Raw genomic sequence first — 26,646 nt, forward strand, 5'->3', positions numbered from 1 at the left:
CGCCGACAGTTCCTGGGCTACGACAACAGACGTATCTGGAGCTCGGCCAGTAACCGTTCGTCGGCACTGTCCAGGCTGAAGTGCGCGATGGACTGCGCCTTGTTGATGCGGTAGCGCACCGTGTTGACGTGAAGCCCCAACTGCTTCGCCACGGCTCTCATGTCCCCGACTGACTCGAAGTACGCGCGCAGCGTCGTGACGAACTCGGTTCCCTCGGTGCGATCGTGCTCGCCCAGACGGATGATGGGGCCACTCAGCAGCGACGGGTGCGCGAGAGCCACCTCCCGGAACTGCTCCAGACGCCAGCTTGCCTCGACGTCGTCACTGTCGGTCAGCGCAGTCCATCCTCGGCGCTCAGACAACACCAGGAGCTCGTCGACCGTCTGCTTCATGGCGGCCGTCTCGGCAAGCGATGGGTAGGACGAGCTCACCATCGCGCGATGCGGAGCCGACTTCTGCAGCCGCGTGTGCATGTCCGTGACCACCTGCACGGCACGCCGTCGCTGTTCAACGTCGGGCGCCTCGAACAGGACGTACACCGCATCCGGCCCGGCGGCTACTTGGGAGTTGACGCGGTAGGCGTCGCAGTGCGTACGCACCATGCTGGCGAGCCGGCGCAGCGTGCCTGCACGTTCGTTTTCCTCGGTGGCCGTGGGCCGCAGCCCGGCGAGCACGAATCCCCGCTCGAGGTCCACACCGAGTCGATCGGCCACGAGCCGCTCGGTCCGCGCTCCCGAGAGCAGGGCATGGAACGCAGCGGCACCGGAGGCGCCCTCGAGACGGTCGCCGGCGGAGTGCCTGAGCAGGGTGAGGGCCGCCAGGTCGGCGCCCTGCCGCAGACCTTGGCGGACCTCAGCGTCGGAAACCTCCCCGTCGGGCTGCCACCAGATGGTCGCCAGCATCTCGGTTCCGGCTCTGGCGGCAACCGCGTAACGCTGCCCCAATCCGGTCACCTCTTCGTCCGCCAGCCGGACGATCTCCCCGCGAGTCAGCGCCTCCATGGCGCCGGTTCGGCGAAGACCCTCCAGGGCATCGGCCGGAGCCCTGCGCGCCAGGATCGTCTGGCTGCGGACCTCGTCGTGCGGTTGTCCTCCCGAGTACGCGATGAGCCGCCACGCCGGATCGAGCAGCACCACAGGCCCGCCGCACAACGAAGCAATCGCATCTGCCAGTCCGAAGAGTGACTCTTCACCGTCCGGGAGCGGACCGATCGCCGTCGCCGCGGTGCGCAGGAGCGCTACCACCAACGACCAGTCCACGGCCGGTTCAACGATCAGAACGGGGACGGACGACTGCTCGGGCGGCGGAAGAGATCGGCCCTTCAGCACCACGGCGGCGACGTTGGCCGCAGCTGCCGTTGCCAGCAGCTCCTCGCACGGTGCGCTCCCCCATTCGAACCCGGGTGCCACGACCAAGGCATTCTCGCGGGGAGTCAGCGGAAACGCAGGATCTGTCACCAGGATGTCGTGCACTTCTGCACCCAGCAGGCCGCTGGTACCCACCACGATGGTCGGTCCGATCCGATCGACGATCTCTGCCACGGTCGGATTCGCCATCGGCCGCCTTCCTGGTCCCTGATGCGCCTCGGCGCTATCGCGCCGCTGAGGGCGGCGCAGACAGACACGATACGCGGACCCCAGCTCGGCATCCCCTTGCGACCTTCTGGAGCTGACGAGCGACCCGGCGCCGCGTCCGCGGGACGTTGTCGCGCAGAACAATGACCGCTCGCTGAATTTGGTGTGACATCCACCACCGCGAGCGCCGCCGGTGCGACAGCCTTCACGTGTACATCCACTGCCCACCACAGGAGTCCCCATGCGCAGATCTCGTTCCTCCAGGACGGTCGTCGGTTGCGCCCTGTCCGTCGTCCTCGGATCAGCCGTGCTGGCCGGGTGCAGCTCTTCCGACGACGGTGGCTCCGACTCCAACGCGGGATTGACCGGCGATCCCCTCACGATCGGATACGTCAACACCGAGGGCAAGGGCGCGCTGTCGTTCCCGACCTACACCGAGGGAGTCGATCGCGCCGTCGAGCGGGTCAACAAGGACGGTGGCATCGACGGCCGCCCCGTGGTGGTGGAGAAGTGCCTCACCGACGGCAGCCCGACGTCGTCGATCGCCTGCGCCAACGGCTTCGTCGAGTCCGGCGTCGTCATGGTCCTGAACGGGCTCGACGCCGGATTCGACGGCGCGGTTCCGGTCCTCACGGGATCCGGGATTCCGGCGTTCGCAGCGGCCTTCCCGGGGCCGGCGGCCGCGGCCGAACCCACCTTCTTCCAGAAGACCTCGCCTCTCGCCGCACTCGCGGTGCCTTTCAGCGCGTTGAGCGAGCTCGGGGTCAAGGATGTCGGCTTCGTCGCGCTCGACACGCCGGCCGTCAAGCAGGCCTACAACAACGTGATCGGTCCGCTCGCGGGGTCGGTGGACATGGAGACCAGTTTGGTCACCTACGACCCGGCCGCCGTCGACTTCACGTCGGTCGTATCGACCCTGAAGGCGAACGGGAGCACGGCGGCAATCTTCAGCGGTTCCGAGGAGCAGTGCACCGCCTTCGCCCGCTCGGCCACGTCGCTCGGCTACGAAGGGACCATGGTGATGGGTACGTGCACCGAGTTCATCGACGAGCTCGGCAACGATGCTGCCGGCCTCCTCACGCTCGGTTTCCTGTATCCACCGGAGGCTGCCGACGATGCCCCGAAGGCCATCCAGGAGGATCTGGAGCAGTACCACGAAGATGTCACCGGGGACGAGTCCGACGTGTTCTCGCTCTACGGGTACGCGTCGGTCATCGATACGGCCAGGGTCCTCGCCACGATCGAGGGTGAGATCACCTCGGACACCGTGGGGGCCGCCTTCGCCGGATTGACCGACTTCGCGTCGTTCGCGGGCAACACCCTCACCTGCCTCGACCGGCCGGCCGCGCAGGGATCAGCCTGTGACACTTCGCTGCTCGTCCTCGAGGTGACTGAGGACGGGAAGCTCGAAACGGTGGGCGACGGATTCACCGCGCCTCCGAGCGCATGACCGCCTCGTCTCGCCTGGTAGCGAGCGTCTCATGACCGAGCTGACGCTCTTCGCGCTCTTGGGGCTCGCGGTCGGATCGCTCTACGCCGGTCTCGGCATGGGCATCGTGGTGACCTTCCGCACGACCGGAGTCGTGAACATCGCTCAGGTAGGTCTGGGCATGTGGGGAGCCTTCACCGCCGACGAGCTGGCCTCCACCGGCCGACTCGTGCTGCCCTGGGTCGGCCCCGCCTCGGTTGTCGAGTTCGCGGGTCCGTGGTCGGTGTGGGGTGCTGTGGTGGCCGGCGTGATCAGCGCAGCCGTCCTCGGCGCGATCGCGCACCTTCTGATCTTCCGTCCTCTCCGTAGCGCGCCCCAGCTGGCCAAGATCGTCGCGACGGTAGGTCTGTTGCTGACGTTGCAGGCCCTGATCGGATTGCAGTTCGGCACCGGCGCCCGCCGACCCGAAGCGCTGCTTCCGGCGGGTCTGTGGAGCGTGCAGGGACTCGATGTCCCGGCAGACCGGTTCGTCCTGGCCAGTCTGACTTTGGCGATCGCGGCGACTCTCGTCATGGTGCAAAGATGGACGCTCGTCGGTCTTGCACTCCGTGCCACGGCGGAGGACGAAACGTCCGTGGCACTGGCGGGTTGGTCGCCGAACGCACTTGCCGCCCTTGGGTGGGGCATCGGCGGCGCGGTATCTGCCGTCTTGGCGATTCTGGCCGCTCCCAGTCTGGGACTCTCACCCACGACATTCCCCGCCCTGTTGGTGCCCGGCCTGGCGTGCGCGCTGGTCGGACGGCTGTCGTCGATCGGTGTCGCCGCCGTCGCGGGGCTGACTCTGGGAGCACTCCAGTCCATCGTCGTCTTCCTCACTTCTCAACCCAGCTGGCCGGACTGGGCTCGCACCGGACTCGGGGACGCGTTCCCGTTCCTGGTTGTCGTCCTCGTCCTCATGGTGATGGGCCGCTCGCTCCCCGAGCGCGGTGCGATCGTCACCGACCGGCTCCCGCCCGCGCCACGAGGACCCTTGTCGTGGCCCATGGTGACGTTGGCGATCACCGGTGCCGGGGCACTCCTGCTGCTCACCTCAGGCACGATGCGCTTCGGTGTCATCACCTCGATGATCTTCGTGTTGTTCACGCTGTCCATCGTCGTGGTCACCGGTCTGGTCGGGCAGGTGTCGTTGGCGCAGGCCGCCGTGGCAGGGGTTGCCGCCTTCACGATGGCGAGAGTGACACCGGACATGCCGTTCCCGCTGAACCTGGTGGTGGGCGTCCTCGTCGGCACGGCAGTCGGAACAGTCATCGGCGTGCCGGCTCTCCGCATCCGTCACGGACAGCTCGCTGTGGTCACCCTCGCCGCCGCCGTCGCGGTCGATGCGTTCGTGTTCCGCAACTCAGCACTGAACGCGGTCGGCCAGGGCGCGCTGCCTGCCCCCCAGCTGTGGGGCATGGACTTCTCGGTGCGGCGAGGTGGCGACCTTGCACGTTGGCCCTTCGGCCTCCTCGTGCTGACCGTCGTGATCGTGGCATGCATCGGAGTCGCCGTCCTGAGTCGCGGAGCCCTCGGTCGGCGGTTCCTCGCGGTTCGCGGTGACGAGCGAGCGGCAGCCGCGTCCGGCATCGGCGTGGCACGGACAAAGCTCTCAGCCTTCGCACTCTCGTCGGCTCTCGCAAGCTTCGGCGGCGTGTTCATGGCGTACAGCTATGGGCAGGTCTCGGCCGAACCGTTCGGCGTCATGGTGGGCATCACCTTCATCCTGTTCGCCTACATCGGAGGGATCACCTCCGTCACCGGCGCGGTGATCGCCGCTTCCTTTGCACCGGGCGGGCTGGCCTTCCTGCTCCTGGACGGCGTCGTGGACCTCGGCGAATGGTTCTCGTTCATCTCGGGCGTGGCCCTGCTGGTCGTCATCGTGGCGTACCCGCAGGGGAACGCGGGGGCGATGGCGAAGGCTTCCGCCCGACTCAACAAGCGACGCGGAATCGGCCCGGTATCTGTCGGGCCACCGCCAGCTGCACATGGTGATGCTGACGATGTCGTGAGCGGGCCAGGCGAGCTTCTGCTCAGCGTCGACAATCTGACGGTGCGCTACGGAGGTGTCCTGGCAGTCGACTCGGTCTCCTTCCAGATCCGATCCGGTGAGATTCTCGGGCTCATCGGCGCCAACGGAGCGGGCAAGAGCAGCGTCGTCGACGCACTGACTGGCTTCACCCGCAGCACCGGCACCATACGATTGCGCGATCGCGACATCAGCGGCCAGGGTCCGCGAGACCGATACCGCGCCGGACTGGCGCGCACGTGGCAGTCGACAGCGCTGTTCCTCGACCTGTCGGTTCGGGAGAACATCGGCGCGGCAACGGTCAAACCGTCACGACGTACCCGCACGGATGCGGTGCAATTCGTTCGGGATTCCGTTGACCGAGCGCTCGTCGAGTCCGGGTCCTGGCCGTTGCAGCATCACATGCCCGAGGAACTGTCGACCGGACAGCAGCGCATCGTCGGACTCGGGCGGGCACTCGCCAGTCGGCCGAGTGCCCTGTTGGCCGACGAGCCGGCCGCAGGTCTGGAGCCGACCGAGCGCACCGCTCTCAGCGAAAGCCTGCGGTCCATCGCCGCTCGCGGAATCGGAATCGTCCTGATCGAGCACGACCTGGAGCTGGTCATGCGCACGTGTGATCGGGTCATCGTGATGGACCTCGGCCGGGTCATCGCCGAGGGCAGCCCGGAGGAGGTCCGCTCGGACCCTGCGGTGATCGCGGCCTACCTCGGGGCGCCCACGACAGAGGCCCTCTTCGAAGGAGCTGCACGATGACGGCCATCGAGCTGCGAGACCTTCGTGCCGGGTGGCACGGAGTGGAGGCGGTACACGGCATCGACCTGGACGTCGAGGAGGGCGAGATCACCCTCCTGCTGGGTCCGAACGGTTCCGGCAAGACCACGACCCTCCTGACCATCGCGGGCGTCCTCTCGGCCATGGGAGGATCCGCGAAAATCTTCGGACGACCAGTCCGTGGCGGATCGCCCCGCCGCCAGATCTCCCGGGGTCTGGCCATGGTGCCGGAGCACCGTGGCCTGTTCAGCCAGATGACCGGACGCGAGAACCTTCGCCTGCGTGCCAGGGGTGACCGGGCGGCGATGGCCGAGGCGCTGGCCACGTTTCCGGCTCTCGAGGCCGTACTCGACCGTCGGGCCGGTCTGCTTTCCGGCGGGGAGCAGCAGATGCTCGCTCTGGCCTGCGCCTTGACACAACGCCCGAAAGTCCTGGTCATCGACGAGCTGACCCTCGGGTTGGCACCTATCGTGGTCAACGACATCCTCCCCGTACTTCGACACGTCGCCGGCACCGGAGTCGCCGTCCTGCTCGTGGAGCAGCACGTCCACGCGGCCCTCGCCGTCGCGGATCGGTGTGTGATCCTCCAGCAGGGGCGCGTCGCATACGCGGGGTCTGCGGCCGACGTCAGGGACGATCCTGACACCGTCGCGAGCAGCTACTTCGGCACCCAGAGCGCACCGTCACAGAACACGGTCACCCCGTGAACACCACACCTCCAGGAGGCACCATGCTCACCGTCCCCGACCGACGAACCACGACCCTCAGCGATGGACGCGAACTGTCCTACATCGAGGCGGGAGACCCAGACGGGGTGCCCCTCCTGTTCACGATCGGGTCGCCCTCGACCGCAACCGGTGGCCTCGCGTTCGCCGATGCCGCTGCCGAGAATGGGGTGAAGCTCATCTCGATCGACAAGCCGGGATACGGCCGATCCACGCGCGATCGCCACCGTTCGCTGGTGGGATACGGCAATGACGTGACCGAGCTGGCAAATGCGTTGGGACTGAAGCAGGTCGCGCTGGCCGGTCAGTCGGGCGGGGGCCCCCACGCGCTTGCTGCCGCCCACGTTCTCGGCCCGAGAGTTTCGACGTTGACGCTGATCTCCGGTTTCGGGCCGGCCGCGGAGCCGTGGGTTCGGCGCGATCTCAACCCGATCATGCGATCGACGCTGTGGCTGGCGCGCGATGCACCATGGCTGTTGGGCGCGACCGTAGGTCCGATGAAAGCCCTTTTGGGCAATGCGGCCCGCGCGGAACGCCTGATGCAGCGCGCCGCCGCGAAGACGACCCCTGAGGACCGTGAGGCCATGAACGATCCGCACTCCAGATTCCTCTTGGAGGGGATGGAGGAGGCTTTTGGCAGCTGGTCAGCGGTCTGCGACGAGTTCCGCACCATCGGGCGTCCCTGGGGCTTCGCGCTGGAGAGCATCCAGGCCCCGACAGACCTGTGGCACGGCACCAACGATCAGAACTGTTCGATCAGCGCGGCACGCACAGTGGCAGACCTCCTGCCGCACGCGACTCTCCACGAGCTGCCCGGAAAAGGGCACTCGTTCTTCGGCCAGGACCTCTCCGACGCCATGGCGAACGTACGCGCCAAGGCGTCGCGCAGCTGATCGAAGTGATCCAGCAATCGACCATCCCCCTGTCCACGGGAGCAACTCCCCACAGCAAAGGTGCGTGACCATGACTGATGACATCCAGAAGCAGAGAGCCGAGTTCGTGAACGACGCCGCTCAGGACGGAGCGGCCGCATGACGGGCCTGGAGCCGATCGAGGCGAGCTTGAAGAGCGTGCTGCCCAGCACCCGGTACTACGAAGTGGAATCGCAGGCCGTGGGCGCCCGGTTCGCGGTGTGGGTGACCCTGCCCAACCTGTACGCGACACAGCCGGAACGTCGGTACCCGGTCGTGTACCAGCCGGATGGCAACAAGAGCGCTCCCACCACCGTCAATGCCCTTCTCAGCGACGACCCCATCAATCCCATCGAACCCCTCATCCAAGTGCAGGTCGGATACACCGGCCAGGACGCCGCGCGCATGCTCGCCGTGCGGGCGCGCGACCTCGTGCCCCCAGGCGAGCCACTGGACCCCGCCAACGCGAGCGAGGAAGCCATGGCGAGCCTCGTGGCCGCGAATCTGCTGACGGAGCCGGATGCGGAGTACTACCTGCAGAATCTGCGCAATCCGGCAGGCGACCGATTCCTGTCCTTCCTCACCACGGAGCTGCACCCCCTGATCGCCGCCGAGTTCCGCGTCGACGAGACCCGTCTGGGACTGCACGGGTATTCCTATGGCGGTCTTTTCGCCGCCTGGGCCGCCGTGCAGCGGACGATCTTCACGCGCATCGGCGCAGGCAGCCCCGGCATGTTGCCGGACATGTCCCAGGTGCTGCGCTGCTACGACGAAGAGTTCGACAGCAATGCCGACCACACTGGTCGCGAGCTGCACGTCACGGTCTGCGAGTCTGAGTTGACAGTGTCGCCCTACTATCAGCGACTCGTCGGCGCCGGCACCCTGCAGTTGCTCGGGCGACTCGCGCAACGACCTTTGAATGGGTTGCGGTCGTCCAGTCATGTCATGGCCCACGAGTCCCACGCCACGGGCTCCGTGCCCTCCTACTACAGCTATCTGAGGGCATGCTGGCCGTCCGTCAATCCCCCTCGCACCCTTGACGTCGCTCGACCGAATGAGACTGTGACCGCATGACCACGACATTGTTCCGCGACGCCCAGATCTTCGACGGTGTGAATCGCGGTCGCCGACCCGGAGACGTCCTGGTCGAGGACGGAGTGATCCGTGAGGTCTCGGACGCGCGGATCGAGCTGCCGGTCGACACCGTCGTCCCGGTGGGCGGGCGCACGCTGATGCCTGGCCTCATCGACCTGCACGTGCATATCTGGGCGGCGGACCTCGATGTCGCCCGGCTGGCGCAACAACCCACCGAGTACTACGCGATGTTCGCGGCGCGATTCCTGCAGACCAGCCTGGACCACGGGTTCACGACGCTGCGCGATGCCGGAGGGACCGATGCGGGCTTCGCTCGCGCGATCGAGCAGGACTGGATCGCCTCCCCGCGCTTCTACCATTCGGGCCGCTACATCTCGCAGACCGGCGGGCACGGTGATTTCCGGGCCGGTTCGCAGCAGGACCTTTCGGGCTGCGAGTGCTGTCCGCCTCGTCACGAGCGGTTCACTGCCATCGCCGACGGGCCGGACGCCGTGCGACGTGCCGTGCGTGAGGAGTTTCGCCGGGGTGCTCGCGCGATCAAGATCATGGCGTCCGGTGGCGTGGCGTCGCCGAGTGATCCGATCGACGCGCTGCAGTTCACCGACGCCGAGATCCTTGCGGCAGTGGAGGAGGCCGACATGCGCGGCAGCTATATCTTCGCGCACTGCCATCCGGACGCGGCCATCCGTAGGGCTTCGGACCTCGGGGTGCGCTGCATCGAGCACGGCACGTTCGTGAGCCCGGAGACCGCTGCGGTGCTGGCCGACAACCGAACGTACGTCGTGCCGACGCTGGCGGTCGTGAAGGCGCTGCAAGACGACGGCGCGGCGTTAGGGCTGCCGGAGGTGAGTCGGCGCAAGCTCGAGGGCACCCTCGACGCGATGCTCAACGGGCTGGGCCGGCTCAAGGAAGCGGGTGTGAAGGTCGGGTTCGGCACCGATCTGCTCGGCGCGAGTCACGAGCGCCAGGGTGACGAGTTCGCGTTACGTGCCCAGGTGCTGAGCGGCTACGAGATCCTCGTCTCCGCCACCAGCATGGCCGCGGAGATCCTGCAGGAGGAGGGTCGCCTCGGCGTCATCGCTCCGGGCGCGCACGCCGACCTGCTCGTCGTGGACGGCGACCCGTTGACCGACATCACCGTGCTGGGCCGCCGCGGCACAACGCTCCCCGTGATCATGAAGGCCGGTCGATTCCACAAGGACGAGCTGTCAGGGGCGTCATGAGCCGCCCGGGACTCACCGCCCAGGCGTTCCAGACCCCGACGCCAAGGTGCGGATCTTCAGCGCGAGGTGCAACATGAGCCGGTCTGACCCGGACCCGAGGTCGCAGCCCGTCACCTCCTCGATGCGCCGGAGACGTTGGTAGAAGGTGGCACGGTGCACGAATGCGACGCTGGCCGCGCGGCGCACGTCGCCGGCGTGGTCGAGATAGCACTCGAGGGACTCCAGCAGGATGCCGTGATTGTCGGCAGCCTCGAGTGCTTTGAGCGCCGGGACGGACGACACCGCGGCGATGTCGCTGCTGTTCATCCGCAGGAGCAACTGGTAGGGGCCGAGGTCGGCCCATTTGGCGAACGGCGAGAAGGACGGCACGAGGTCGGCGGCGCGGGCCGCCATCAAGGCCTGACGATAGGAAAGGTGCAGATCGTCGAGCTCAGTGACAACTCCACCCAGCCCGAAGGTCACGTCAGGCTCGCTCGACGTCCCGCTGGTCAGCCGTTCGGAGATCTGGCCGCGCAGCGACTCGACGCGTAGATCGGACCACGGCTCCGCCCCGGCGAGCACGAGCCAGGCCCGGGCCGGGCCCGCGACCGCCATGACCGTTCCGGACGGCAGCCGTCCCGCGGCCTCCTGAACCGCCAGTTGCAGCTCGGGGTCGCCGGTTGTCGTGCTGGCCAGGGTCGTCGTCCGTACCGCGAGCACCTGATACGGCTGAGCATGTTCGGGAAAGACCTGCTCGGCCCGCAGGTCCTCGACCGCCTGCGCCCGCGCAGCTTCGTCCGAGGAGACCAGCTCGCGCAGAACCGCCTCGTGACGGTTTCTCAACCGCTCACGTGAGAGCCGGCCACGATAGAGCAGGACACCGGCCTGGGCAGCCGCGACGACGGCGCGTTCGACGTCCTCGGTAGCGATGCGGTGATCCGACCACTCGATGAGCCACATGTACCCCAGCAGCAGACCGTGATACCGGATCGGCACGCACAACCTGCGGGTCACGCCCAGCTCGGCGTCTTCAACCCAGCCGGGTTCGGTCCAGTCCGCGATTCCCAAGCCGAGGATGCGCTCGACCACCGGGCCGGGGACTTCGCGATTGAGGATCGAACTGGACCGCAGCTCGTCCTCCTCACCGAAGTGCCGGCTCGAGGCCATGAGCCGGATGGCCGTGTCGTCGACGGCGACCGACCGCTGAAGGCGGTTGGCCAGGTCATCCACGATGGCCTGCAGGGTGTCGAAGTCCATGGTCGTCAATACCGCCGACCCGTAACGTCGATCGGGTCCGGCGAGGTCCTCTCCGGTGCGATATCCCACGGTACCGCTGGCCTGCTCGGGTCTACGCCGCGCCGTCATACGTCAGATCAGTCCTTTCTATAAGGCATGCACCTGGCGGCCGGTCGGTCGTCGGTCGAGTCGATTCACGTTATGTGCCACGGACGTGGCCTGTGATCTACCAATTGTCGTGTCAATGGGCCGGAACTCGCGACGGATGTATCTGGTTGCCGATCGTCGAGCTGGGCGACGATTCGGGGAACGTTCGACCAGCCCCGATTCACGGCAGGCAGGTCTCACGTCTCATGTCGCGCGCCGCCGGCCCGCGATCCCACGGACGAAGAGGTGTACTCATGCGTATAACCGAGAACCGGGCGATGGACGGCCAGGTAGCCCGCCGACGCCGGCGCGGCCGAGTCGCCGTGACCGCCGCCTTGCTCCTCACCGCCACCGGCCTCGCTGCTTGTGGCGGCTCGAGCGATTCGGCCAGGAGCGGTGACTACGTGGACGGAGGGACGTTCACGATGGCCACCATGAGTGATCCGGGCAACCTCGACCCCCAGGCCTCGTTCCTCGCGGCCGAGTTCGCCCCCTTCGCCTACGACACCCTCGTGGCGACCGACGACAAGGGAGAGGTCAAGCCGCAGCTCGCCTCGTCGTGGAAGGTCACCGAGAAGGCCGTCACCTTCGAGATCCGTGACGACGTCACCTGCTCGGACGGCTCGACGTTCGACGCCCAGACCGTCGTCGACAACATCGCGCACGTCGCCGACATCAAGAACGCCAGCCCGTTCCGCGGCGTGTACGTGCCGGCCGACGCGACCGCCAGCGCCTCCGGGTCGACGGTCACCGTCACGCTCCCCACGCCGGCACCGTTCGTCGTCGCGGGCTTCGGACGCCTGCCGATGGTGTGCCAAGCGGGGATGAAGGACAGGGACCTGCTCAAGACCGGCAGCGCCGGGACCGGCCCGTTCACCGTGACCGAATCGGTGCCGGGCGATCACTACACCCTCGCCGTGCGCAAGGGTTACAACTGGGGACCGGGCGGTGCCGCGACGTCCGAGCCGGGCACGCCCGCGAAGGTCGTGCTCAAGATCGTCGCCAACGAGACCACGGGCGCCAACCTGATCCTCGGCGGTCAGGCCAACGCGGCTTCGTTCTTCGGCCCCGATGGCGACCGGCTCGCGAAGGCGGGCATCGACGCGGTCAAGACCCAGAGCGCCTACGCGCACCAGTGGTACAACCAGGCCCCCGGCCGCCTCGGCAGCGACCCCGTCGTCCGCAAGGCGCTCACCCAGGCGCTCGACCTGAACGAGCTGCGCACCGTGATCGCCCCGGGTCGGGGCTCGGCCCCCACCGCCGTGGCCGTCTACGACCCCGGCGTGTGCGGCTACAACTCGGTCAAGGGCAACCTGCCGGCCGCCGATCCGGCGGCCGCCGCGAAGGCTCTGGCCGAGGACGGCTGGGTCAAGGACGGCGACGGCATCCTCGCCAAGGACGGCAAGAAGCTGGCCATCAAGTTCATCTACAGCAGCCAGGGCCCCGGCCAGACCGCGGCCGCCGAACTGACGGTCGCGTCGTGGAAGAAGCTCGGCGTGAAGGTCGACGCCACGCCCCTCGACATCACCGAGCAGACGGCGGCCCTGTTCCAGACCGGTGACTGGGACGTCACCTGGTCGTCGCCGAAGACACCGACCCCGTTGGTGCTCGTGCCCTTCTTCTCCGGGCCCTCGCCGGCCAAGGGCGGCAACAACCTCGCGTCGATCGACAACGCCGAATACGACGCCGGCGTGAAGTCGGCGATGACCAAGATCGGCAGCGACAGCTGCCCCGACTGGAAGGCTGCCGAGACGGCGCTCCTGCGCGACAACGACATCGTCCCGTTCGCCAACATCACCATCCTGACGTTCCACAAGAACGCGGAGCTCAAGCGTACCGGCGTCCTCACGGTGCCGACGAGCATCAGAATGCTGGGCTGATCTACCGGTGGAGGTTCAGCAAGTGGTTTCCCCTGTGGAGGTCCAGCAAGCGGTGAATCGGTCACGCGGACGTTGGTGGACGTTCGCCGGGCGGCGGGTGAGGCGACTGCTCATTTCGCTGTGGGTGCTGGTGACGGCGTCTTTCCTGATGATCCAGCTCGTGCCGGGCGATCCGGTGCGTGCCGCGCTCGGCACCAACGCTCCCCCTGAGCTCGTCGCAAGCAGACGCGCACAGCTGGGCCTCGACGATCCACTGCTGAGCCAATACCTGCGCTATCTGAAGAACCTGTTCACGGGAGATCTGGGCGAGTCCATCCTCACCCAGCTCCCCGTGGCGGACACGATCGTGCAACGACTGCTCGGGACGCTGTCGCTGGCGCTGCCGGCGTTCCTTCTCACGTTCGCGATCGCGATCCCCGTCGGCGTGGCCATGGCCGTGGCCACCCGGCGGGGTCGGCGGCGGCGGGCTGAGCTCACCTTCGTGAGCACCAGCATCGTGCTCAGCTCGATCCCGGAGTTCGTTGTCTCCGTCGCGCTGGTCGCGGTGGTCGCGGTGAACCTGGGAGTCCTCCCGACGGCCGGCCGGGACGGTATCGATTCCTTCGTGCTACCGGTGCTGGCGCTGTCCATCGGACCGGCCGCCGTGATGTCACGCATCGTCCGCGTCGAGATGCTGTCTGTCTTGGACGCCGACTACGTCCGCACCGCCCGGTCCAAGAGACTGAGTTCTCTGCGGATCAACCTGCGCCATGCCCTGCCCAACGCCGTGACGGCCACCCTCACGCTGAGCGGCATCATGTTCGCGGCCATGGTCGCGGGCACGGTGCTGGTGGAGAACGTCTTCGCCTGGCCGGGGTTGGGGAGCACCATCGTCTCCTCGATCCGGAGCAGGGACTACCCGCTGGTGCAGGGCGCCGTCCTCGTCTACGGCGCGATCGCGCTCCTCGCCAACACCCTCGTCGACGTGGCTGTAGCGGCCCTCGATCCGCGCTCGACGATAGGAGATTCATGATGCGACGCAACTGGCCCCAGGTGCTGCGCACCCCCGTCGGCATCGTCGGGGTCGCCCTGCTGACGATTCTCGTGGTGCTCGCCCTGCTCGCGCCCATCCTGTGGGGCGACCGCGCGACAGTGACCAACACACGTGACATCCTCTCGGGGCCGTCGTCGCAGCACTGGGCAGGAACCGACGAGCTCGGACGCGACATCTTCTTCCGGACCCTCGTCGCGACCCGTCTCTCGATCGTCCTGACGTTGCTGGCCACCGCACTCGGCGTCGGGCTCGGGCTGCTGCTGGGCCTGACTCCACTCCTCCTCCCACGGCGGCTGGGCCGGCTCATGGTGGCGTTCTTCAACGTGCTGTTGGGCTTCCCGAGCCTGCTGATGGTGCTGTTCCTGGCGGTCATCCTCGGGGTCAGCACGTCAAGCGCCGTGCTGGCCATCGGGGTCGCGATCGCGCCGCCCTTCGCGCGGCTCGTCCACACCCTGGGTGCCGGCATCGCCGAGCGGGACTACGTCGCGGCGGCACGCATCTCCGGCGTCCACCCTGTGCGCATCATCGTGCGCCATGTCCTGCCCAACGTCGCCGAGCCGCTGGTGGTCAACGCCACGGTCACCGCGAGCAGCGTCCTCCTGGCCTTTGGTGGCCTGTCTTTCCTCGGCATCGGTGTACAACCACCGCAGTACGACTGGGGCCGCCTCATGCAGGACGGCCTGTCGAGCATCTACACCAATCCGCTCGCCGCGCTCCTTCCCGGGATCGCTTTCGTCCTCACAGGGCTCGCATTCAATCTGACGGGCGAGGCCGCCGCCGGCACCTTCGGCGCGAAGTCCCGCATCAGGGCGAAGTGGTCCTCGGCGAGCACGGCACGGGCCACGGTGCGACCGGTAGGACATGCTGATGAGGGGAACGCCCGCGACGCCGACGTGCTCGACGTCCGCGACCTGCACGTCTCCTTCCCGGGACCAAGCGCTCCGATCTCACCTGTGCGCGGGGTCTCGATCACTCTGCGGACCGGCGAGGCTGTCGGGATCGTCGGGGAGTCCGGCTCGGGCAAGTCGATGACAGCGCTGGCCATCGCGCAGCTGCTCGAGGAGCCCGGACGAGTCACCGCCGAACGGCTCACCTTCTGCGAGACCGATCTGCAGTCCGGCTCGCGCTCCAGCCACGACGCCCTCCTCGGGACGTCACTCGCCGTCGTGTTCCAGGACCCGATGACTTCACTCAACCCCGTCATGCGGGTCGGGAGCCAGCTTGCCGAGGGCGCACGCCGTCACCAGGGTCTTACCCGGCAGGAGGCGTCCGCCCGTGCGGTCGACCGGCTCCGTGCCGTGCACCTGGACGATCCGGAGCGTCGCGCCCGCCAGCATCCGCACGAGTTCTCCGGCGGCATGCGGCAGCGCACCATGATCGGGATGGGACTCATGGGCACCCCCCGACTGATCGTCGCCGACGAGCCGACCACCGCGCTCGACATGACGGTCCAGCGACAGGTGCTCGACCTGCTGCAGGAGACCCGCCGCGATCACGGCACCGCCGTCTTGCTCATCAGCCACGATGTCTCGGTCGTCTCGAGCGTCTGCGACCGCGTGCTCGTCATGTACGCCGGACGCATCGTGGAGGACCTGCCGTCCGCGGATCTGCGCACCAAGGCGCGCCATCCGTACACCCGGGCCCTGATCGGCGCGGTTCCGGACATGACAACCGATCTCGATGCCCCGCTCGCCACGATTCCGGGACAACCCGTGGATCCCCGGCACGTGCCGGACGGCTGCGCGTACGCCGCTCGCTGCCCCTTGGCGACAGAACGCTGCCGGGACGAGGACCCCGCGCTGGAGACCGACGCAACCGGCTCTGTGGCGTGCTGGCACGCCGGTCAACCTCTGCACGCCGGGACGAAGGAGATGGTCAGATGAGCAGACTGGAGTTCGAGGACGTCACGGTCCGCTACGGACACCACACCGTCTTGGACGGTGTCAACCTGACCGTGCCCGAGGGGCAGATCATGGGCTTGGTGGGCGAGTCGGGATCGGGAAAGTCCACCCTCGCCAGAGCCGCTGTCGGGCTCGCGCCGCTAGGTGGCGGACGGATCCTGCTGGACGGGCAGCCGGTCCGACACCGAGGACGTCGACGGCCGCTCCAGATGGTCTTCCAGGACCCGTTCTCTTCGCTCGACCCGCGGATGAGCATCGGCAAGAGCATCGCCGAGGCCCTTCCCGAGCGGCTTCGGGGAGCCTCGCGAACCGCCGAGATCGCCCGGCTCCTCCAGCTCGTCCACCTGGATCCAGACCGGGCGAACGACGCGCCGAGCCGGCTCTCCGGCGGGCAGCGACAGCGGGTTGCCATCGCCAGGGCTCTGGCCGGACGACCTTCGGTGATCCTGGCCGACGAGATCACGTCGGCTCTGGACGTCTCCGTCCAGGGCGCGATCTTGAACCTCGTCAGGGAGATGCAGCGAGAGACCGGGCTCACGGTGCTCTTCATCTCTCACAACCTCGCCGTGGTGCGCTACGTGGCGACCCACGTCGCGGTCATGGCGGGCGGGCGCATCGTCGAGCAGGGACCGACTGCTGAGGTCTTCGAGAGTCCTGCCCACGCCTACACACGCGAACTTCTCGCCTCCATCCCCAGTCCGACCGGCTGAGATCCGGCATGCTGATCCCGACAGTTGTCGAGAAATCCCGACCGAAGTCGTGACATGCCTCCATTGCTGGCCGCCATCTCGAGGAAACAGGATGTACGAAAGCAGTGGATGAGAGAACGGATTCGTGGTGGTGGCCACCACTCACCTGCGGATGGCCACCCAACCCATAACTAGACGAAGGGGACGACGATGCTCCGAAGAGTGATCTCAGCGAACGACGAGAACGGCAATCCGGTCTTTACCGATGACTCCACGATCCAAGCTCGATCGGCCGAGGCGCTGCCCGGTGTGGCGATGCATCACATCTGGGGCGCTGACGAACGAGTTCTGCCGCGGGACGGCTCACAGCCCTCCTGGCACAGTCACTTCCCGCCGACCGACGGCTGGCGTTTCGTGCTCCTCACCCTGCAGCCTGGACAGGCAGCTGCCCCTATCGACGATCCGACGGAGAGTCAGCTCGAGGAGCTGGAGGAGGCGTTCCCCGGTCTCCTGACCACCGTCGAGCCCGGCACCGATGGCATGCACACCTCGGAGACGATCGATCTGGTCGTGGTCGTGGACGGCCCCATCACTCTAGAACTCAGCGACTCGCAGGCCAAGGAGCTCCAGACCGGTGACGTGATCGTCCAGGTCGGCAATGTTCACCGGTGGGTCAACCGGGGCACCAAGCCCTGTGTTGTCGCAGCAGTGGTGGTGGGCACAAGGTACGAGGGCAGCGCCGCCGCCGGTTCCTGACCGGCGACCTCCTGTAGCGGTCCGGGACGCCGGCCAAGGTTCGGGTCCCGGCTGGTGTTGCGGCCTACAATCTCACCGTCATCGCCACGGGCTCCCATCTGGCCTTCCCGGTCTTTGTCGCATCGATGACGATACTGGCGCTCTCTGTGGTGTTGGTGTGGTACCGCGAGCCAGAGGCTGATCTGGCATCAACCGAAGTTGGAAGGCAGTGACGATGACGCAGATCATCTTGGAGAACGCACGAATCTTTGACGGTGTCTCAGAAGAGTGCCCAGAGGGCATGACAGTGCTCATCGAGGACGGAACCATCCGCGAGGTCTCCGATCGTCCGATCCGGTCGGGTGAGGCTCGCAGGATCGACCTCGCCGGCAAGACCCTGATGCCAGGTCTGATCGACATGCACGTGCACTCCTACTTCTCCGATCTCGATCCACGAGTTCTCAACGATCGTGATGCGCCCTATCGGACCGCCTACGCGATCAAGAAGCTCGGACATGCGCTCGACAGTGGCTTCACCACGGTGCGCGATATCGGCGGCGGCGACTATCCGCTGGCGTCCGCGATCGCGGACGGGTTGATCAGGGCCCCGCGTTTCTTCTATGCCGGCAAGATCTTGTCGATGACCGGCGGCCACGTCGACTACCGCACGCCGAATGAGAAGCACCACACGCACGGGTACTGCTCGTGCGATGCGATGAACTGGGCCGGCGTGATCGCCGACGGTGTCGACGAGTGCATCAAGGCAACGCGTGAAGAGCTGCGCCGCGGTGCCCACTGCATCAAGATCGTGGCCTCCGGTGGCGTGATGTCACCGAGTGATCCGATCTGGATGAACCAGTTCCGCGAGGACGAGATCCGCGCGATCGTCCAGGAGTGTGTCGAGCGGCGCACCTATGTGGCCGCACACTGTCTGTCGAGCGAGTCGACCCGCAGGGCGGTCGACTTCGGAGTGCGCTGCATCGAGCATGCGGCTCAGATCGACGCCGAAACGGCGGCATTCGTCGCAGAGCGTGGCGCGTACGTCGTGCCCACGATGGTCTGCCTCTTCTCTCTGGTCGAGCAGGGCTTGGAGATGGGACTGCCCGGCGACCGCATGGACAATCTGCGCGCTGTCTACGACGACTCGATGGCCGGACTCGACGTGATGCGCAGCGCCGGCGTCAAGCTCGCTTTCGGCACGGACCTGCTCGCCGGCTTCTACCCGCAGCAGACCCGGGAGTTCGAACTACGGCGCGAGATCTTCTCGTCGGTCGAGCTCTTGCGCCAGGCGACTTCAGTCGGCGCGGAGATCCTGATGCAGGAGGGCAAGCTGGGCTGCGTCCAGCCCGAGGCGCACGCCGATCTGATCGTCGTCGACGGCGATCCACTCAAGGACATCGGTCTCCTCGCGGCGGACGGCCAGAATCTGGACCTCATCATGCGCGGCGGCGAGATCGTCAAGAACCGGCTGAACTAGGGCGGACGACCCACGCCCCCAGCAACAACCCAGGAGGAACGCATGACCGAGGAAGTCAAGAACGGCGATCAGCACGAGAGCACGAACATCGCCACCATGCCCGTCGACCAGGTGTTCGGATCGACGCAGTACTTCGAGATGGACTCGACGTCGGTGGGCGCCCGTTTCGCGATCTGGGTGACCACATCGCCGACCTATGCCCAGGACGAGCAGGTGACCTACCCGGTCCTGTACGTGACCGACGGCAATTTCAGTCTCGGTCAGACGGCGCCGCTGGCCGTGATGCAGAGCGATCTTCTGCTCCCGATCACTCCGTACCTCCAGGTGACGATCGGCTACGCCGGCGCCGATGCCCAGGACTGGGGACGGGTGCGCAACCGTGATCTCGTGCCGCCGGGCGAGCCGATCCCGCCCGCGATGCGGGGCTCGTTGGAGGCGGCGGTGGAGAACCAGCTGATGACCCAGGCGGAGGCAGACGCCTATCTCGACGAGCTCTCGAACACGCGGGCCGACGCATTCTTGTCCTTCATCACCGATGAGCTCCACCAGGAGATCAGCCGTCGTTACCGGGTCGCGCCGGAGGGTCACGGTTTGTTCGGCTACTCCTACGGTGGCCTGTTCACCCTGTACGCCCTGCTCACCGGATGTTCCCTGTTCGCCGCATACGGCGCGGGGAGCCCAGGCATCGGATCCTCGGAGAGCCTCGCGCTCACGCTTGCCGAGAAGCCTCTCGACCTCAGCGGCAAACGGCTCCACCTCACGATCAACGGGCCGGAGATGACCGGCGAGATGCCCATCTACCGCCAGCTCGGACGTGGATTCACCCTCTTCGTCGAGTCGCTGCGCTCCGGCGACTCGGGGCTCGCGCTGACGACGCAGGTGCTGGGCGAAACCCACGTCACGGGTCTCCAGCCTTCGTTCCTCAGCTTCATGCGCACCTGCTGGACGAGTCCTGCGTGATGCTGATCGAACGCCTGCAAGAGCGGATTCCCGCTGATCGCATTCAGCTCGATCCCGCCGTGACGGCGAGCTACGCCAACGACGAGGCCGAATGGGCGCCCTACGGGACACCACTCGTCCTGGTCAGGCCGCGCACCGCCGAGGAGGTCCAGGAGGTCGTGCGCGCGTGCATCGAGTTCGGCGTGCCCGTCGTTGCCCGCGGGGCAGGCACGGGCCTGTCCGGCGGGGCGAACGCCATCGACGGGTGTGTCATCCTGTCGACCGAGGCGATGACGGCCATCACCGAGATCGACCCGGTGGAACGGCTGGCCGTAGTGCAGCCAGGCGTCGTCAACGACCACCTTCGCAACACAGTCGCCGAGCACGGTCTCTGGTACCCGCCGGATCCCGCCTCAGCACCGTGGTCGACGATCGGCGGCAACGTCGCGACGAACGCAGGCGGACTCTGCTGCGTGAAGTACGGGGTCACGGCCGACTACGTGCTCGAACTGCAGATCGTCACCGGAACCGGTGAGCTGGTCCGGCTCGGCCGACGTACCGCGAAGGGCGTCGCAGGATACGACCTCGCCGGGCTGCTCGTCGGCTCCGAGGGGACGCTGGGCGTCATCACCGAGGTCACAGTCAGATTGCGCCCTCAACGGGCGCCCGAGCGCACCGTCGCCGGCTACTTCTCGTCGATCGTGGATGCCGGGCGTGCAGTCACGGCCGTGGGCGCGGCGGGCATCGTTCCGTCCGCACTGGAGCTCATCGACCGGCACTGCCTCGAGGCGGTCGACCAGTGGAAGAAGATGGGCCTCGCGGTTGAGGCCGATGTCGTCCTGCTGGCGCGGTGCGACGTCCCGGGCGCGGCCGGCGACGACGAGGCAGAGGCGATCCGCGAATGCTTCGAGCAGGCGGGCGCCACGTGGGCGGCTCGTTCGACCGATCAGTCGGAGGCCGATGCCCTGTTCGAAGCGCGGCGGCTGGCATATCCGGCCCTCGAACGTCTGGGGCCGGTGCTGACCGAGGACGTCTGCGTGCCCAAGGCGGCGGTTCCGGAGATGCTCGCCCGGATCGAGGCCATCGGAAAGAAGCACGACACCCTGATCGCCAACATCGCGCACGCAGGCGACGGCAATCTGCACCCTCTCCTGGTCACGCCGCGCGACGATGACGCGGCCCGGGAACGGGCGCAGCGGGCCTTCGAGGACATCATCGAAGAAGCGCTCGCGCTGGGCGGCACGGTGACCGGCGAGCACGGTGTCGGCCTGCTCAAAATGGACGGACTCGCCGCCGAGCTGCCCCCAGCGGTCATGGATCTGCACTACGCGGTCAAAGCCGCGCTCGACCCGCACGGCATCCTCAACCCCGGCAAGGTCATCCCCACTTCCGGATAGAGCCGTCGAGCCATGCGGCGGCAAAGCAATGGCCCCGACCCACGCGAATGCGGGGTCGGGGCCATTTCGGTGATCTACTACCCCATCACGGTTCCGCTGGACTCGGCGTTGACCGGGCGTCGGCGCGAGTACGACCCGAGGTCGACCGTGAGTCCGGTCCGTTCGCCGCGGTACTGAACAGGATCTGCGTCGTGATCGTGCCCGTCCTCGACGGCCAGGATGATGTCGCGCATGAACTGACCGGCGACCGGTGCGTTCTTGAACTGGTTGCCGCTCGTGCCGATCGCGACGTAGAAGCCGTCGAGGGAGGTCCGGTCGTAAATGGGCGTCCAGTCCGTGGTGACGTCGTAGACGCCGGCGATGCCCCGCGGGCGAGGCGGCACGCCCAGTTCGCCGAAGCGGCGCGCTGCGCGTGTCACCTGCGCCTCGTACGCCGTGCGAGTCGGGTTGAGGTCGGCCGCGTCCGGATCGTCGATCCACGGCAGAGGATCGCACTCGGGTTCGGTGCCGCCCACGTAGAACCCGTCGCCGGGCGCGCCGCGCATGTACGTCCCGAGGTCGAGGTCCGCGATGACCGGACCGATCCGGTCTCCGTCGTTGAAGCCCGGAGGTGCCGTCACATGGTGCACTTCCTGTCGCATCGGCCGGGTCGTGATCGTGAAGTCGTCGCCCACCCCCGCCATCAGGTTGAACGCCGACGACCAGGGACCGGCGACGTTGACGACGACAGGCGCCGACACCTGGCTGCCGTCGGCCAGATCGACGCCCGCGACGCCGCTATCGGACCGTCGCACCGCCGTGACCTGACTCCGGAAGAGGAACTGCGCGCCGGCCTCGCGAGCCGCGGTGGCGAGATTGGCCGCTGCCAGCATCGGATCGTCCACATAGCCGCCGTCGGGCGTCCACAGTGCACCGAGCCGGCCCGTCGGGTCGGCCCAGAAGGCTTCGTCGTCGAGTCGTTTGGGGGGCCAGAAGCGGCCCGGATCGAGGCCGGGCACGCGCGCAGCGAGGGTCGATGCGTCCCACAGCTCGTACGGCACGCCGGCTCGGTCGAACAGCGGCATGACCTTCTCGGTCGGGGCCGCCTCGACGTCCAGGAAGACCATGCCGGTGCGGCGGAAGCCGGCCATCCCCGCGGGATCGACCAAGCCGAGGTGGCCGGCCCAGTCCTCCCAGCAGTGTTTGGACTCCCACGCCGCCGCGACGCTGGGAAAGATCGAATAATTGAACCGGACCACGGCGCTGGAGGCGCTCGTCGACCCCTGGCCGGGGCCGTGGAGACGGTCGACGACGACGACCCGGAGGCCGGCGCGAGCGAGTTCGAGGGCAGTCGAGGAGCCGATAACACCGGCACCGACAACGATGGCGTCCGCACTGAGATTCACCCCACCATGGTCAGCCGCGCTGAAGCTCCGACGTAATAGTCACGTGTCGCGGATGTACCCGGCCGACCGCGACAGACGAAGCGCAGCGTCCTTGCCGGCCCGGGGTTGCTCGGCGTTCAGGAGTCCAAGACCGCTGGAGTCGAACGCCCCCAGCCGGCATCCTCGGTGAGCTTGTGCAGGAGCGGTTGCACCCGAAACGGCACGGGAGCCGAGACCGAGAACGTGGACGTCGTCTTGCGGACACCTTCGATTCCGACGATCGAGGCCGTCAGCTCCTGGAGTGCCTCGAGGGAGGCGATCGCGACCTGGACCAGGATGTCTTCTCGTCCGGCCTGGATCCGCACCTCGATGACTTCCGGGAGTGCGGCCAGACCCCGGATGATGTCGGAAAGCAGACGCTGGTCGAGCTCGACGCTGATGAGGGCCTGCAGCGGCGTCCCGATGGCGGCGAAGTTGATGACCGGACGAAAGCCCTCGAGGACCCCGGTGTCGAACAGCCGGTTCATACGCAACTGGACCGTGTTGCGGCTGACGCTCAGAGTCTCTGCCATCTCGGCGACACCGGCTCGGGCGTCGAAGGTCAGGAGCCGGATGATCTCCGCATCGAGCCGGTCGATCATTGCCATGTGACAACCTCCGAGAGCCAAAAAATTCTGTAGCTGAGCTTTATGCCTAGTTGAGGGCGAGCCTGTTGACGCTCCGGTCCTGACTATTCACTATTGATCAACGAAATGTCCAGTGTGATCCACAGGACAATCAACCCGTGACCCGACGAGCCACAAGCCCGAACGGTCACTCGAAGAAAGTTGCGCTGCCATGAGCACGAGCGTCCTTGACCACCCTTCCGCCCCCTTCGCCGTCTTCGAGCGCGCCGACGAGTTGCGCGACGCCGCCCACGAGCAGATCGTCTTCTGCCGCGACGAGCAGACGGGCCTGCGGGCGATCATCGCGATCCACGACACGACTCTCGGCCCGGGGCTCGGCGGTACGCGGTTCTATCCGTACGCGCACGAGTCGCTGGCTCTGACCGATGCACTTCGGTTGTCCGAGGGAATGACATACAAGGCCGCAGCCGCGGGCATGCCCCTCGGTGGCGCGAAGGCCGTGATCATCGGCGATCCGGCGACCCAGCGGACCGAGGGTCTGCTCGAGGCCTATGGCAGGTTCGTCGAGTCCCTGGGCGGCCGGTACTACACCGCCGCCGATGTCGGAACCACATCCGATGACCTCGACGTCATCGGGCGGACTAGCACCCACGTCGTGGGACGCACCACGGCTGCCGGCGGCTCCGGCGACAGTGGCTACGCGACGGCCCTCGGCGTCTTCTCGGCGATGCAGGCCGCCGCGGCTGCGTCATGGGGTGGCAACGGACTCGCCGACAAGGTCGTCGGCGTGGAGGGTGTCGGCAAGGTCGGGCGGCACCTCGTGAACTTCCTCCTGGCCGTCGGAGCCCGCGTCGTGGTCTCCGACCCCCGGCCCTCCGCTCTGACCGATTTGGGCGAGTCCGCCTCACAGGTACGAACCTCGGAGTCAGTGCTGACCGAGGATCTGGACGTCTACGCACCCTGCGCGCTCGGTGCGAGCTTGACGCCCTCCACGGTCGGCCGATTGACCGCCAGCGTCGTCTGCGGTGGCGCGAACAATCAGCTCGTCGACGGCAGCGTCGCCCAGACGCTCAAGGACAAGTCGATTCTCTGGGTTCCGGACTACATGGCCAACGCCGGTGGGCTCATCCAGGTCGGCGGCGAGCTCACGAACCAGCGCCGCGAGGACGTCCTTGCGCAGGTGAGGCGCATCGAGCACACGGTCGGAGAGGTGCTCCGCACCGCGCTCGACCATGACGTCACCACCTCGGAGGCTGCCCGCAGCATCGTGGACCAGCGGCTCGCAGCTGGCCGGACGGCTTGAGATGACGCTCACCGCCGATCCCACGACCAGCACCACCGAAGGGAATCCACCTGTGACCACGACCTCGGCTCTCGGGACGCTCCTCGCGGCCCGTCAAAGCGATCCGACCTCGACTGCACCGTTCCAGCTCGTCGACGAGAACGGCGAACTCACCCCTGCCGGTCTGGACCTCGGCGTCGACATCGAGCTGGCGAAGGACCTCCACACGGACATGGTGCTGGCCCGCCGCCTGGACCATGAGGCCCTGGCACTCCAGCGACAAGGCGAACTGCACCTGTGGCTCATGAGCTGGGGACAGGAGGCCGCGCAGGTCGGGTCGGTTCGTGCTCTCCAAGACTCCGACCGAGTGTTCCCGAGCTACCGCGAGCATGCTGTCGCATTGTGCCGCGGCATCTCGCCGGCAGACATCATGCGGCAGTGGCGCGGCGCGGCCCACTCGGGCTGGGACCCGGCGGACTCGAACGTGCACATCTACTCGCTCGTCCTCGGCACCCAGACCCTGCACGCCACGGGCTACGCCGCAGGCGTCCGGCTCGACCGTTCCGACGAGATCGTCATGACCTACTTCGGTGACGGCGCGGCCAGCCAGGGCGACGTCAACGAGGCGCTGAACTGGGCAGCGGCGGGGTCCCTCCCGGTCGTGTTCTTCTGCCAAAACAACCAATGGGCGATCTCCACCCCGACGAGCACACAGATGCGGACGCCGCTGCACGTTCGCGCCGCCGGATTCGGAGTGGCGGGCTACCACGTCGACGGCAATGACGCCCTCGCCGTGCACGCCGTGACCCAGCACGCGGCCGGGCGGGTCCGCGCCGGCGAGGGTCCGGCACTGATCGAGGCCCAGACCTACCGACTGGCCGGACACTCGAGCTCTGACGACCCGAAGCGCTACCGCACCGACGAGGAGCTGGCCGGCTGGCAGGCGAAGGACCCCATCACCCGGCTCGAACGGCTCCTGCGCAACTCCGGCGTCGCCGACAGTCACTTCAGCGAGTTGCAGGCCCGCGAGGACGCCTTCGCAGTCGAGGTTCGCGAGCAGTGCAAGGCCCTGCACGGTGACGACCTTGCGGTCGTCTTCGAACAGACCTACGCCGAGCCCCATCCGGTCATGCAGTCCGAACTCGCGCAGTACCTCGCGCGCCACAACAGAACGGTGGCCTGACATGAGCACCCGATACTCCCTCGGTGCCGCGATCAACGCGGGCCTGCGCGCCGCGATGGCCCGTGACGACAAAGTCCTCGTGATGGGTGAGGACATTGCCACCCTGGGTGGCGTCTTCCGGGTCACCGATGGGCTGGCCGAAGAGTTCGGCACCGAGCGCGTCGTCGACACTCCCCTGGCGGAATCCGGCATCGTCGGCACTGCGATCGGTCTGGCGCTACGCGGATACCGACCGGTCTGCGAGATCCAGTTCGACGGATTCGTGTACCCCGCGTTCGACCAGATCGTCAGCCAGCTCGCCAAGATGCGCGCCCGCTCACAGGGACGCCTGTCTTTGCCGATCGTCATCCGGATCCCCGTCGGCGGCGGTATCGGCGCTGTCGAGCACCACTCGGAGTCCAATGAGGCCTACTTCGCCCACACCGCGGGCCTGCGGGTCGTGTCCTGCTCCAACCCCGATGACGCGTTCCACATGATCCAGCAGGCCATCGAGTCCGACGATCCCGTCATCTTCTATGAGCCCAAAAGACGCTACTGGGACAAGGGAGATGTCCTCGACGACCCCACCCGGTCCCTGCACGAGGCGGCAGTCCTCCGTGAAGGCACGGATTGCACCCTCGTCGCACACGGTCCCACCGTGGCCACGGCGTTGGCTGCGGCGGAGGCCGCCGGGGAAGACGGGTTCTCGGTCGGCGTGGTCGATCTGCGCACGATCTCGCCGCTCGACGTCCCGGCGCTGCGCAAGGTCGCCGCTGAGTCGCACCGCGTCGTCGTGGTCCATGAAGCATCGACGTTCCTCGGGATCGGCGCGGAGATCGCCGCGACCATCGCCCAGGAGTGCTTCTACGACCTGGAGGCGCCCGTCCTGCGGGTCGGCGCATACAACCTCCCATACCCGCCCGCCCACATGGAGGACCGTTTCCTCCCCGACGTCGACCGGATCCTCGAGGCCGTCGACGCCAGCCTGAACTTCTAGGAGATCCAC

At 67.3% G+C, this 26,646-nt stretch carries 21 protein-coding genes; 17 read left to right on the plus strand and 4 right to left on the minus strand.

The window, feature by feature from the left end:
* Positions 1 to 17: 17 nt before the first annotated feature.
* Positions 18 to 1,556, minus strand: a complete 1,539-nt coding sequence (locus ACXJKC_RS05340) for a PucR family transcriptional regulator (RefSeq protein WP_456695647.1) — start codon at positions 1,554 to 1,556, stop codon at positions 18 to 20.
* 259 nt (positions 1,557 to 1,815) lie between these two features.
* On the opposite strand from ACXJKC_RS05340, the gene ACXJKC_RS05345 reads away from it, so the two are divergent.
* The 6 genes from ACXJKC_RS05345 (at position 1,816) to ACXJKC_RS05370 (ending at position 9,793) form a co-directional block, all read left to right on the plus strand.
* On the plus strand, positions 1,816 to 3,024 hold the full coding sequence (locus tag ACXJKC_RS05345; protein ID WP_456695648.1) for an ABC transporter substrate-binding protein: 1,209 nt from the start codon (positions 1,816 to 1,818) through the stop codon (positions 3,022 to 3,024).
* 31 nt (positions 3,025 to 3,055) lie between these two features.
* Entirely contained in the window at positions 3,056 to 5,821 is a 2,766-nt protein-coding gene (locus tag ACXJKC_RS05350) for an ABC transporter permease subunit (protein ID WP_456695649.1), read from the plus strand.
* A complete protein-coding gene (locus ACXJKC_RS05355) occupies positions 5,818 to 6,546 on the plus strand; it encodes an ABC transporter ATP-binding protein (RefSeq protein ID WP_456695650.1) in 729 nt (242 codons plus the stop codon). Before ACXJKC_RS05350 ends, ACXJKC_RS05355 begins: the two co-directional genes overlap by 4 nt.
* A complete protein-coding gene (locus tag ACXJKC_RS05360; protein ID WP_456695651.1) occupies positions 6,543 to 7,457 on the plus strand; it encodes an alpha/beta fold hydrolase in 915 nt (304 codons plus the stop codon). Before ACXJKC_RS05355 ends, ACXJKC_RS05360 begins: the two co-directional genes overlap by 4 nt.
* Positions 7,458 to 7,595: 138 nt before the next feature.
* Positions 7,596 to 8,549, plus strand: coding sequence for an alpha/beta hydrolase (locus ACXJKC_RS05365; RefSeq protein ID WP_456695652.1), 954 nt, complete (start codon positions 7,596 to 7,598; stop codon positions 8,547 to 8,549).
* Entirely contained in the window at positions 8,546 to 9,793 is a 1,248-nt protein-coding gene (locus ACXJKC_RS05370) for an amidohydrolase family protein (RefSeq protein WP_456695653.1), read from the plus strand. The genes ACXJKC_RS05365 and ACXJKC_RS05370 overlap by 4 nt, the downstream gene beginning before the upstream one ends.
* A gap of 12 nt (positions 9,794 to 9,805) precedes the next feature.
* Here the strand turns inward: ACXJKC_RS05370 and ACXJKC_RS05375 are convergent, their stop codons facing one another.
* The gene (locus ACXJKC_RS05375; protein WP_456695654.1) at positions 9,806 to 11,137 is read right to left on the minus strand and encodes a PucR family transcriptional regulator; all 1,332 of its coding nucleotides are present in this window, start codon (positions 11,135 to 11,137) and stop codon (positions 9,806 to 9,808) included.
* 272 nt (positions 11,138 to 11,409) lie between these two features.
* Here ACXJKC_RS05375 and ACXJKC_RS05380 point away from each other — a divergent pair, with 272 nt between their 5' ends.
* The 8 genes from ACXJKC_RS05380 to ACXJKC_RS05415 all read left to right on the plus strand — a co-directional run bounded on the left by ACXJKC_RS05380 (position 11,410) and on the right by ACXJKC_RS05415 (position 21,206).
* Positions 11,410 to 13,035: an ABC transporter substrate-binding protein gene (locus ACXJKC_RS05380; protein WP_456695655.1), complete on the plus strand. Its 1,626-nt coding sequence runs from the start codon at positions 11,410 to 11,412 to the stop codon at positions 13,033 to 13,035.
* A gap of 52 nt (positions 13,036 to 13,087) precedes the next feature.
* The gene (locus tag ACXJKC_RS05385; RefSeq protein WP_456695656.1) at positions 13,088 to 14,047 is read left to right on the plus strand and encodes an ABC transporter permease; all 960 of its coding nucleotides are present in this window, start codon (positions 13,088 to 13,090) and stop codon (positions 14,045 to 14,047) included.
* Positions 14,044 to 15,951, plus strand: a complete 1,908-nt coding sequence (locus ACXJKC_RS05390) for a dipeptide/oligopeptide/nickel ABC transporter permease/ATP-binding protein (protein ID WP_456695657.1) — start codon at positions 14,044 to 14,046, stop codon at positions 15,949 to 15,951. Before ACXJKC_RS05385 ends, ACXJKC_RS05390 begins: the two co-directional genes overlap by 4 nt.
* Positions 15,948 to 16,679 carry an ABC transporter ATP-binding protein gene (locus tag ACXJKC_RS05395; protein WP_456695658.1) on the plus strand — a complete coding sequence of 244 codons (732 nt, stop codon included), beginning with the start codon at positions 15,948 to 15,950 and terminating at the stop codon, positions 16,677 to 16,679. Before ACXJKC_RS05390 ends, ACXJKC_RS05395 begins: the two co-directional genes overlap by 4 nt.
* A gap of 201 nt (positions 16,680 to 16,880) precedes the next feature.
* A complete protein-coding gene (locus tag ACXJKC_RS05400) occupies positions 16,881 to 17,414 on the plus strand; it encodes a cupin domain-containing protein (RefSeq protein WP_456695659.1) in 534 nt (177 codons plus the stop codon).
* Positions 17,415 to 17,628: 214 nt separating this feature from the next.
* Positions 17,629 to 18,870, plus strand: coding sequence for an amidohydrolase family protein (locus tag ACXJKC_RS05405; RefSeq protein WP_456695660.1), 1,242 nt, complete (start codon positions 17,629 to 17,631; stop codon positions 18,868 to 18,870).
* Between the two features lie 42 nt (positions 18,871 to 18,912).
* Positions 18,913 to 19,830 (plus strand): alpha/beta hydrolase, encoded by a 918-nt coding sequence (locus ACXJKC_RS05410; RefSeq protein ID WP_456695661.1) that lies wholly within the window; start codon positions 18,913 to 18,915, stop codon positions 19,828 to 19,830.
* Positions 19,830 to 21,206, plus strand: coding sequence for an FAD-binding oxidoreductase (locus tag ACXJKC_RS05415; protein ID WP_456696144.1), 1,377 nt, complete (start codon positions 19,830 to 19,832; stop codon positions 21,204 to 21,206). Before ACXJKC_RS05410 ends, ACXJKC_RS05415 begins: the two co-directional genes overlap by 1 nt.
* 77 nt (positions 21,207 to 21,283) lie before the next feature.
* On the opposite strand, the gene ACXJKC_RS05420 is transcribed toward ACXJKC_RS05415, so the two are convergent.
* On the minus strand, positions 21,284 to 22,591 hold the full coding sequence (locus tag ACXJKC_RS05420) for an NAD(P)/FAD-dependent oxidoreductase (protein WP_456695662.1): 1,308 nt from the start codon (positions 22,589 to 22,591) through the stop codon (positions 21,284 to 21,286).
* 116 nt (positions 22,592 to 22,707) lie between these two features.
* Positions 22,708 to 23,217 carry an Lrp/AsnC family transcriptional regulator gene (locus ACXJKC_RS05425; RefSeq protein WP_456695663.1) on the minus strand — a complete coding sequence of 170 codons (510 nt, stop codon included), beginning with the start codon at positions 23,215 to 23,217 and terminating at the stop codon, positions 22,708 to 22,710.
* A 190-nt stretch (positions 23,218 to 23,407) separates the two neighbouring features.
* Between ACXJKC_RS05425 and ACXJKC_RS05430 the strand changes: the two genes are divergently transcribed.
* Genes ACXJKC_RS05430 through ACXJKC_RS05440 form a run of 3 tightly spaced genes read left to right on the plus strand, consistent with a single transcriptional unit; the run spans position 23,408 to position 26,637 of the window.
* Entirely contained in the window at positions 23,408 to 24,499 is a 1,092-nt protein-coding gene (locus tag ACXJKC_RS05430; protein ID WP_456695664.1) for a Glu/Leu/Phe/Val dehydrogenase dimerization domain-containing protein, read from the plus strand.
* Entirely contained in the window at positions 24,429 to 25,661 is a 1,233-nt protein-coding gene (locus ACXJKC_RS05435; RefSeq protein WP_456695665.1) for a thiamine pyrophosphate-dependent enzyme, read from the plus strand. The genes ACXJKC_RS05430 and ACXJKC_RS05435 overlap by 71 nt, the downstream gene beginning before the upstream one ends.
* 1 nt (position 25,662) lies before the next feature.
* Positions 25,663 to 26,637: an alpha-ketoacid dehydrogenase subunit beta gene (locus ACXJKC_RS05440; RefSeq protein WP_456695666.1), complete on the plus strand. Its 975-nt coding sequence runs from the start codon at positions 25,663 to 25,665 to the stop codon at positions 26,635 to 26,637.
* Positions 26,638 to 26,646 lie beyond the last annotated feature (9 nt).

It is taken from the genome of Aeromicrobium sp. P5_D10 (assembly GCF_054049535.1).

Bases quoted from the DNA above. Each gene is read 5' to 3' on its own strand.
- ACXJKC_RS05340 (WP_456695647.1), bottom strand. From the start codon at position 1,556: ATGGCGAATCCGACCGTGGCAGAGATCGTCGATCGGATCGGACCGACC.
- ACXJKC_RS05345 (WP_456695648.1), top strand. From the start codon at position 1,816: ATGCGCAGATCTCGTTCCTCCAGGACGGTCGTCGGTTGCGCCCTGTCC.
- ACXJKC_RS05350 (WP_456695649.1), top strand. From the start codon at position 3,056: ATGACCGAGCTGACGCTCTTCGCGCTCTTGGGGCTCGCGGTCGGATCG.
- ACXJKC_RS05355 (WP_456695650.1), top strand. From the start codon at position 5,818: ATGACGGCCATCGAGCTGCGAGACCTTCGTGCCGGGTGGCACGGAGTG.
- ACXJKC_RS05365 (WP_456695652.1), top strand. From the start codon at position 7,596: ATGACGGGCCTGGAGCCGATCGAGGCGAGCTTGAAGAGCGTGCTGCCC.
- ACXJKC_RS05370 (WP_456695653.1), top strand. From the start codon at position 8,546: ATGACCACGACATTGTTCCGCGACGCCCAGATCTTCGACGGTGTGAAT.
- ACXJKC_RS05375 (WP_456695654.1), bottom strand. From the start codon at position 11,137: ATGACGGCGCGGCGTAGACCCGAGCAGGCCAGCGGTACCGTGGGATAT.
- ACXJKC_RS05380 (WP_456695655.1), top strand. From the start codon at position 11,410: ATGCGTATAACCGAGAACCGGGCGATGGACGGCCAGGTAGCCCGCCGA.
- ACXJKC_RS05390 (WP_456695657.1), top strand. From the start codon at position 14,044: ATGATGCGACGCAACTGGCCCCAGGTGCTGCGCACCCCCGTCGGCATC.
- ACXJKC_RS05395 (WP_456695658.1), top strand. From the start codon at position 15,948: ATGAGCAGACTGGAGTTCGAGGACGTCACGGTCCGCTACGGACACCAC.
- ACXJKC_RS05405 (WP_456695660.1), top strand. From the start codon at position 17,629: ATGACGCAGATCATCTTGGAGAACGCACGAATCTTTGACGGTGTCTCA.
- ACXJKC_RS05410 (WP_456695661.1), top strand. From the start codon at position 18,913: ATGACCGAGGAAGTCAAGAACGGCGATCAGCACGAGAGCACGAACATC.
- ACXJKC_RS05415 (WP_456696144.1), top strand. From the start codon at position 19,830: ATGCTGATCGAACGCCTGCAAGAGCGGATTCCCGCTGATCGCATTCAG.
- ACXJKC_RS05425 (WP_456695663.1), bottom strand. From the start codon at position 23,217: ATGGCAATGATCGACCGGCTCGATGCGGAGATCATCCGGCTCCTGACC.
- ACXJKC_RS05430 (WP_456695664.1), top strand. From the start codon at position 23,408: ATGAGCACGAGCGTCCTTGACCACCCTTCCGCCCCCTTCGCCGTCTTC.
- ACXJKC_RS05435 (WP_456695665.1), top strand. From the start codon at position 24,429: ATGACGTCACCACCTCGGAGGCTGCCCGCAGCATCGTGGACCAGCGGC.
- ACXJKC_RS05440 (WP_456695666.1), top strand. From the start codon at position 25,663: ATGAGCACCCGATACTCCCTCGGTGCCGCGATCAACGCGGGCCTGCGC.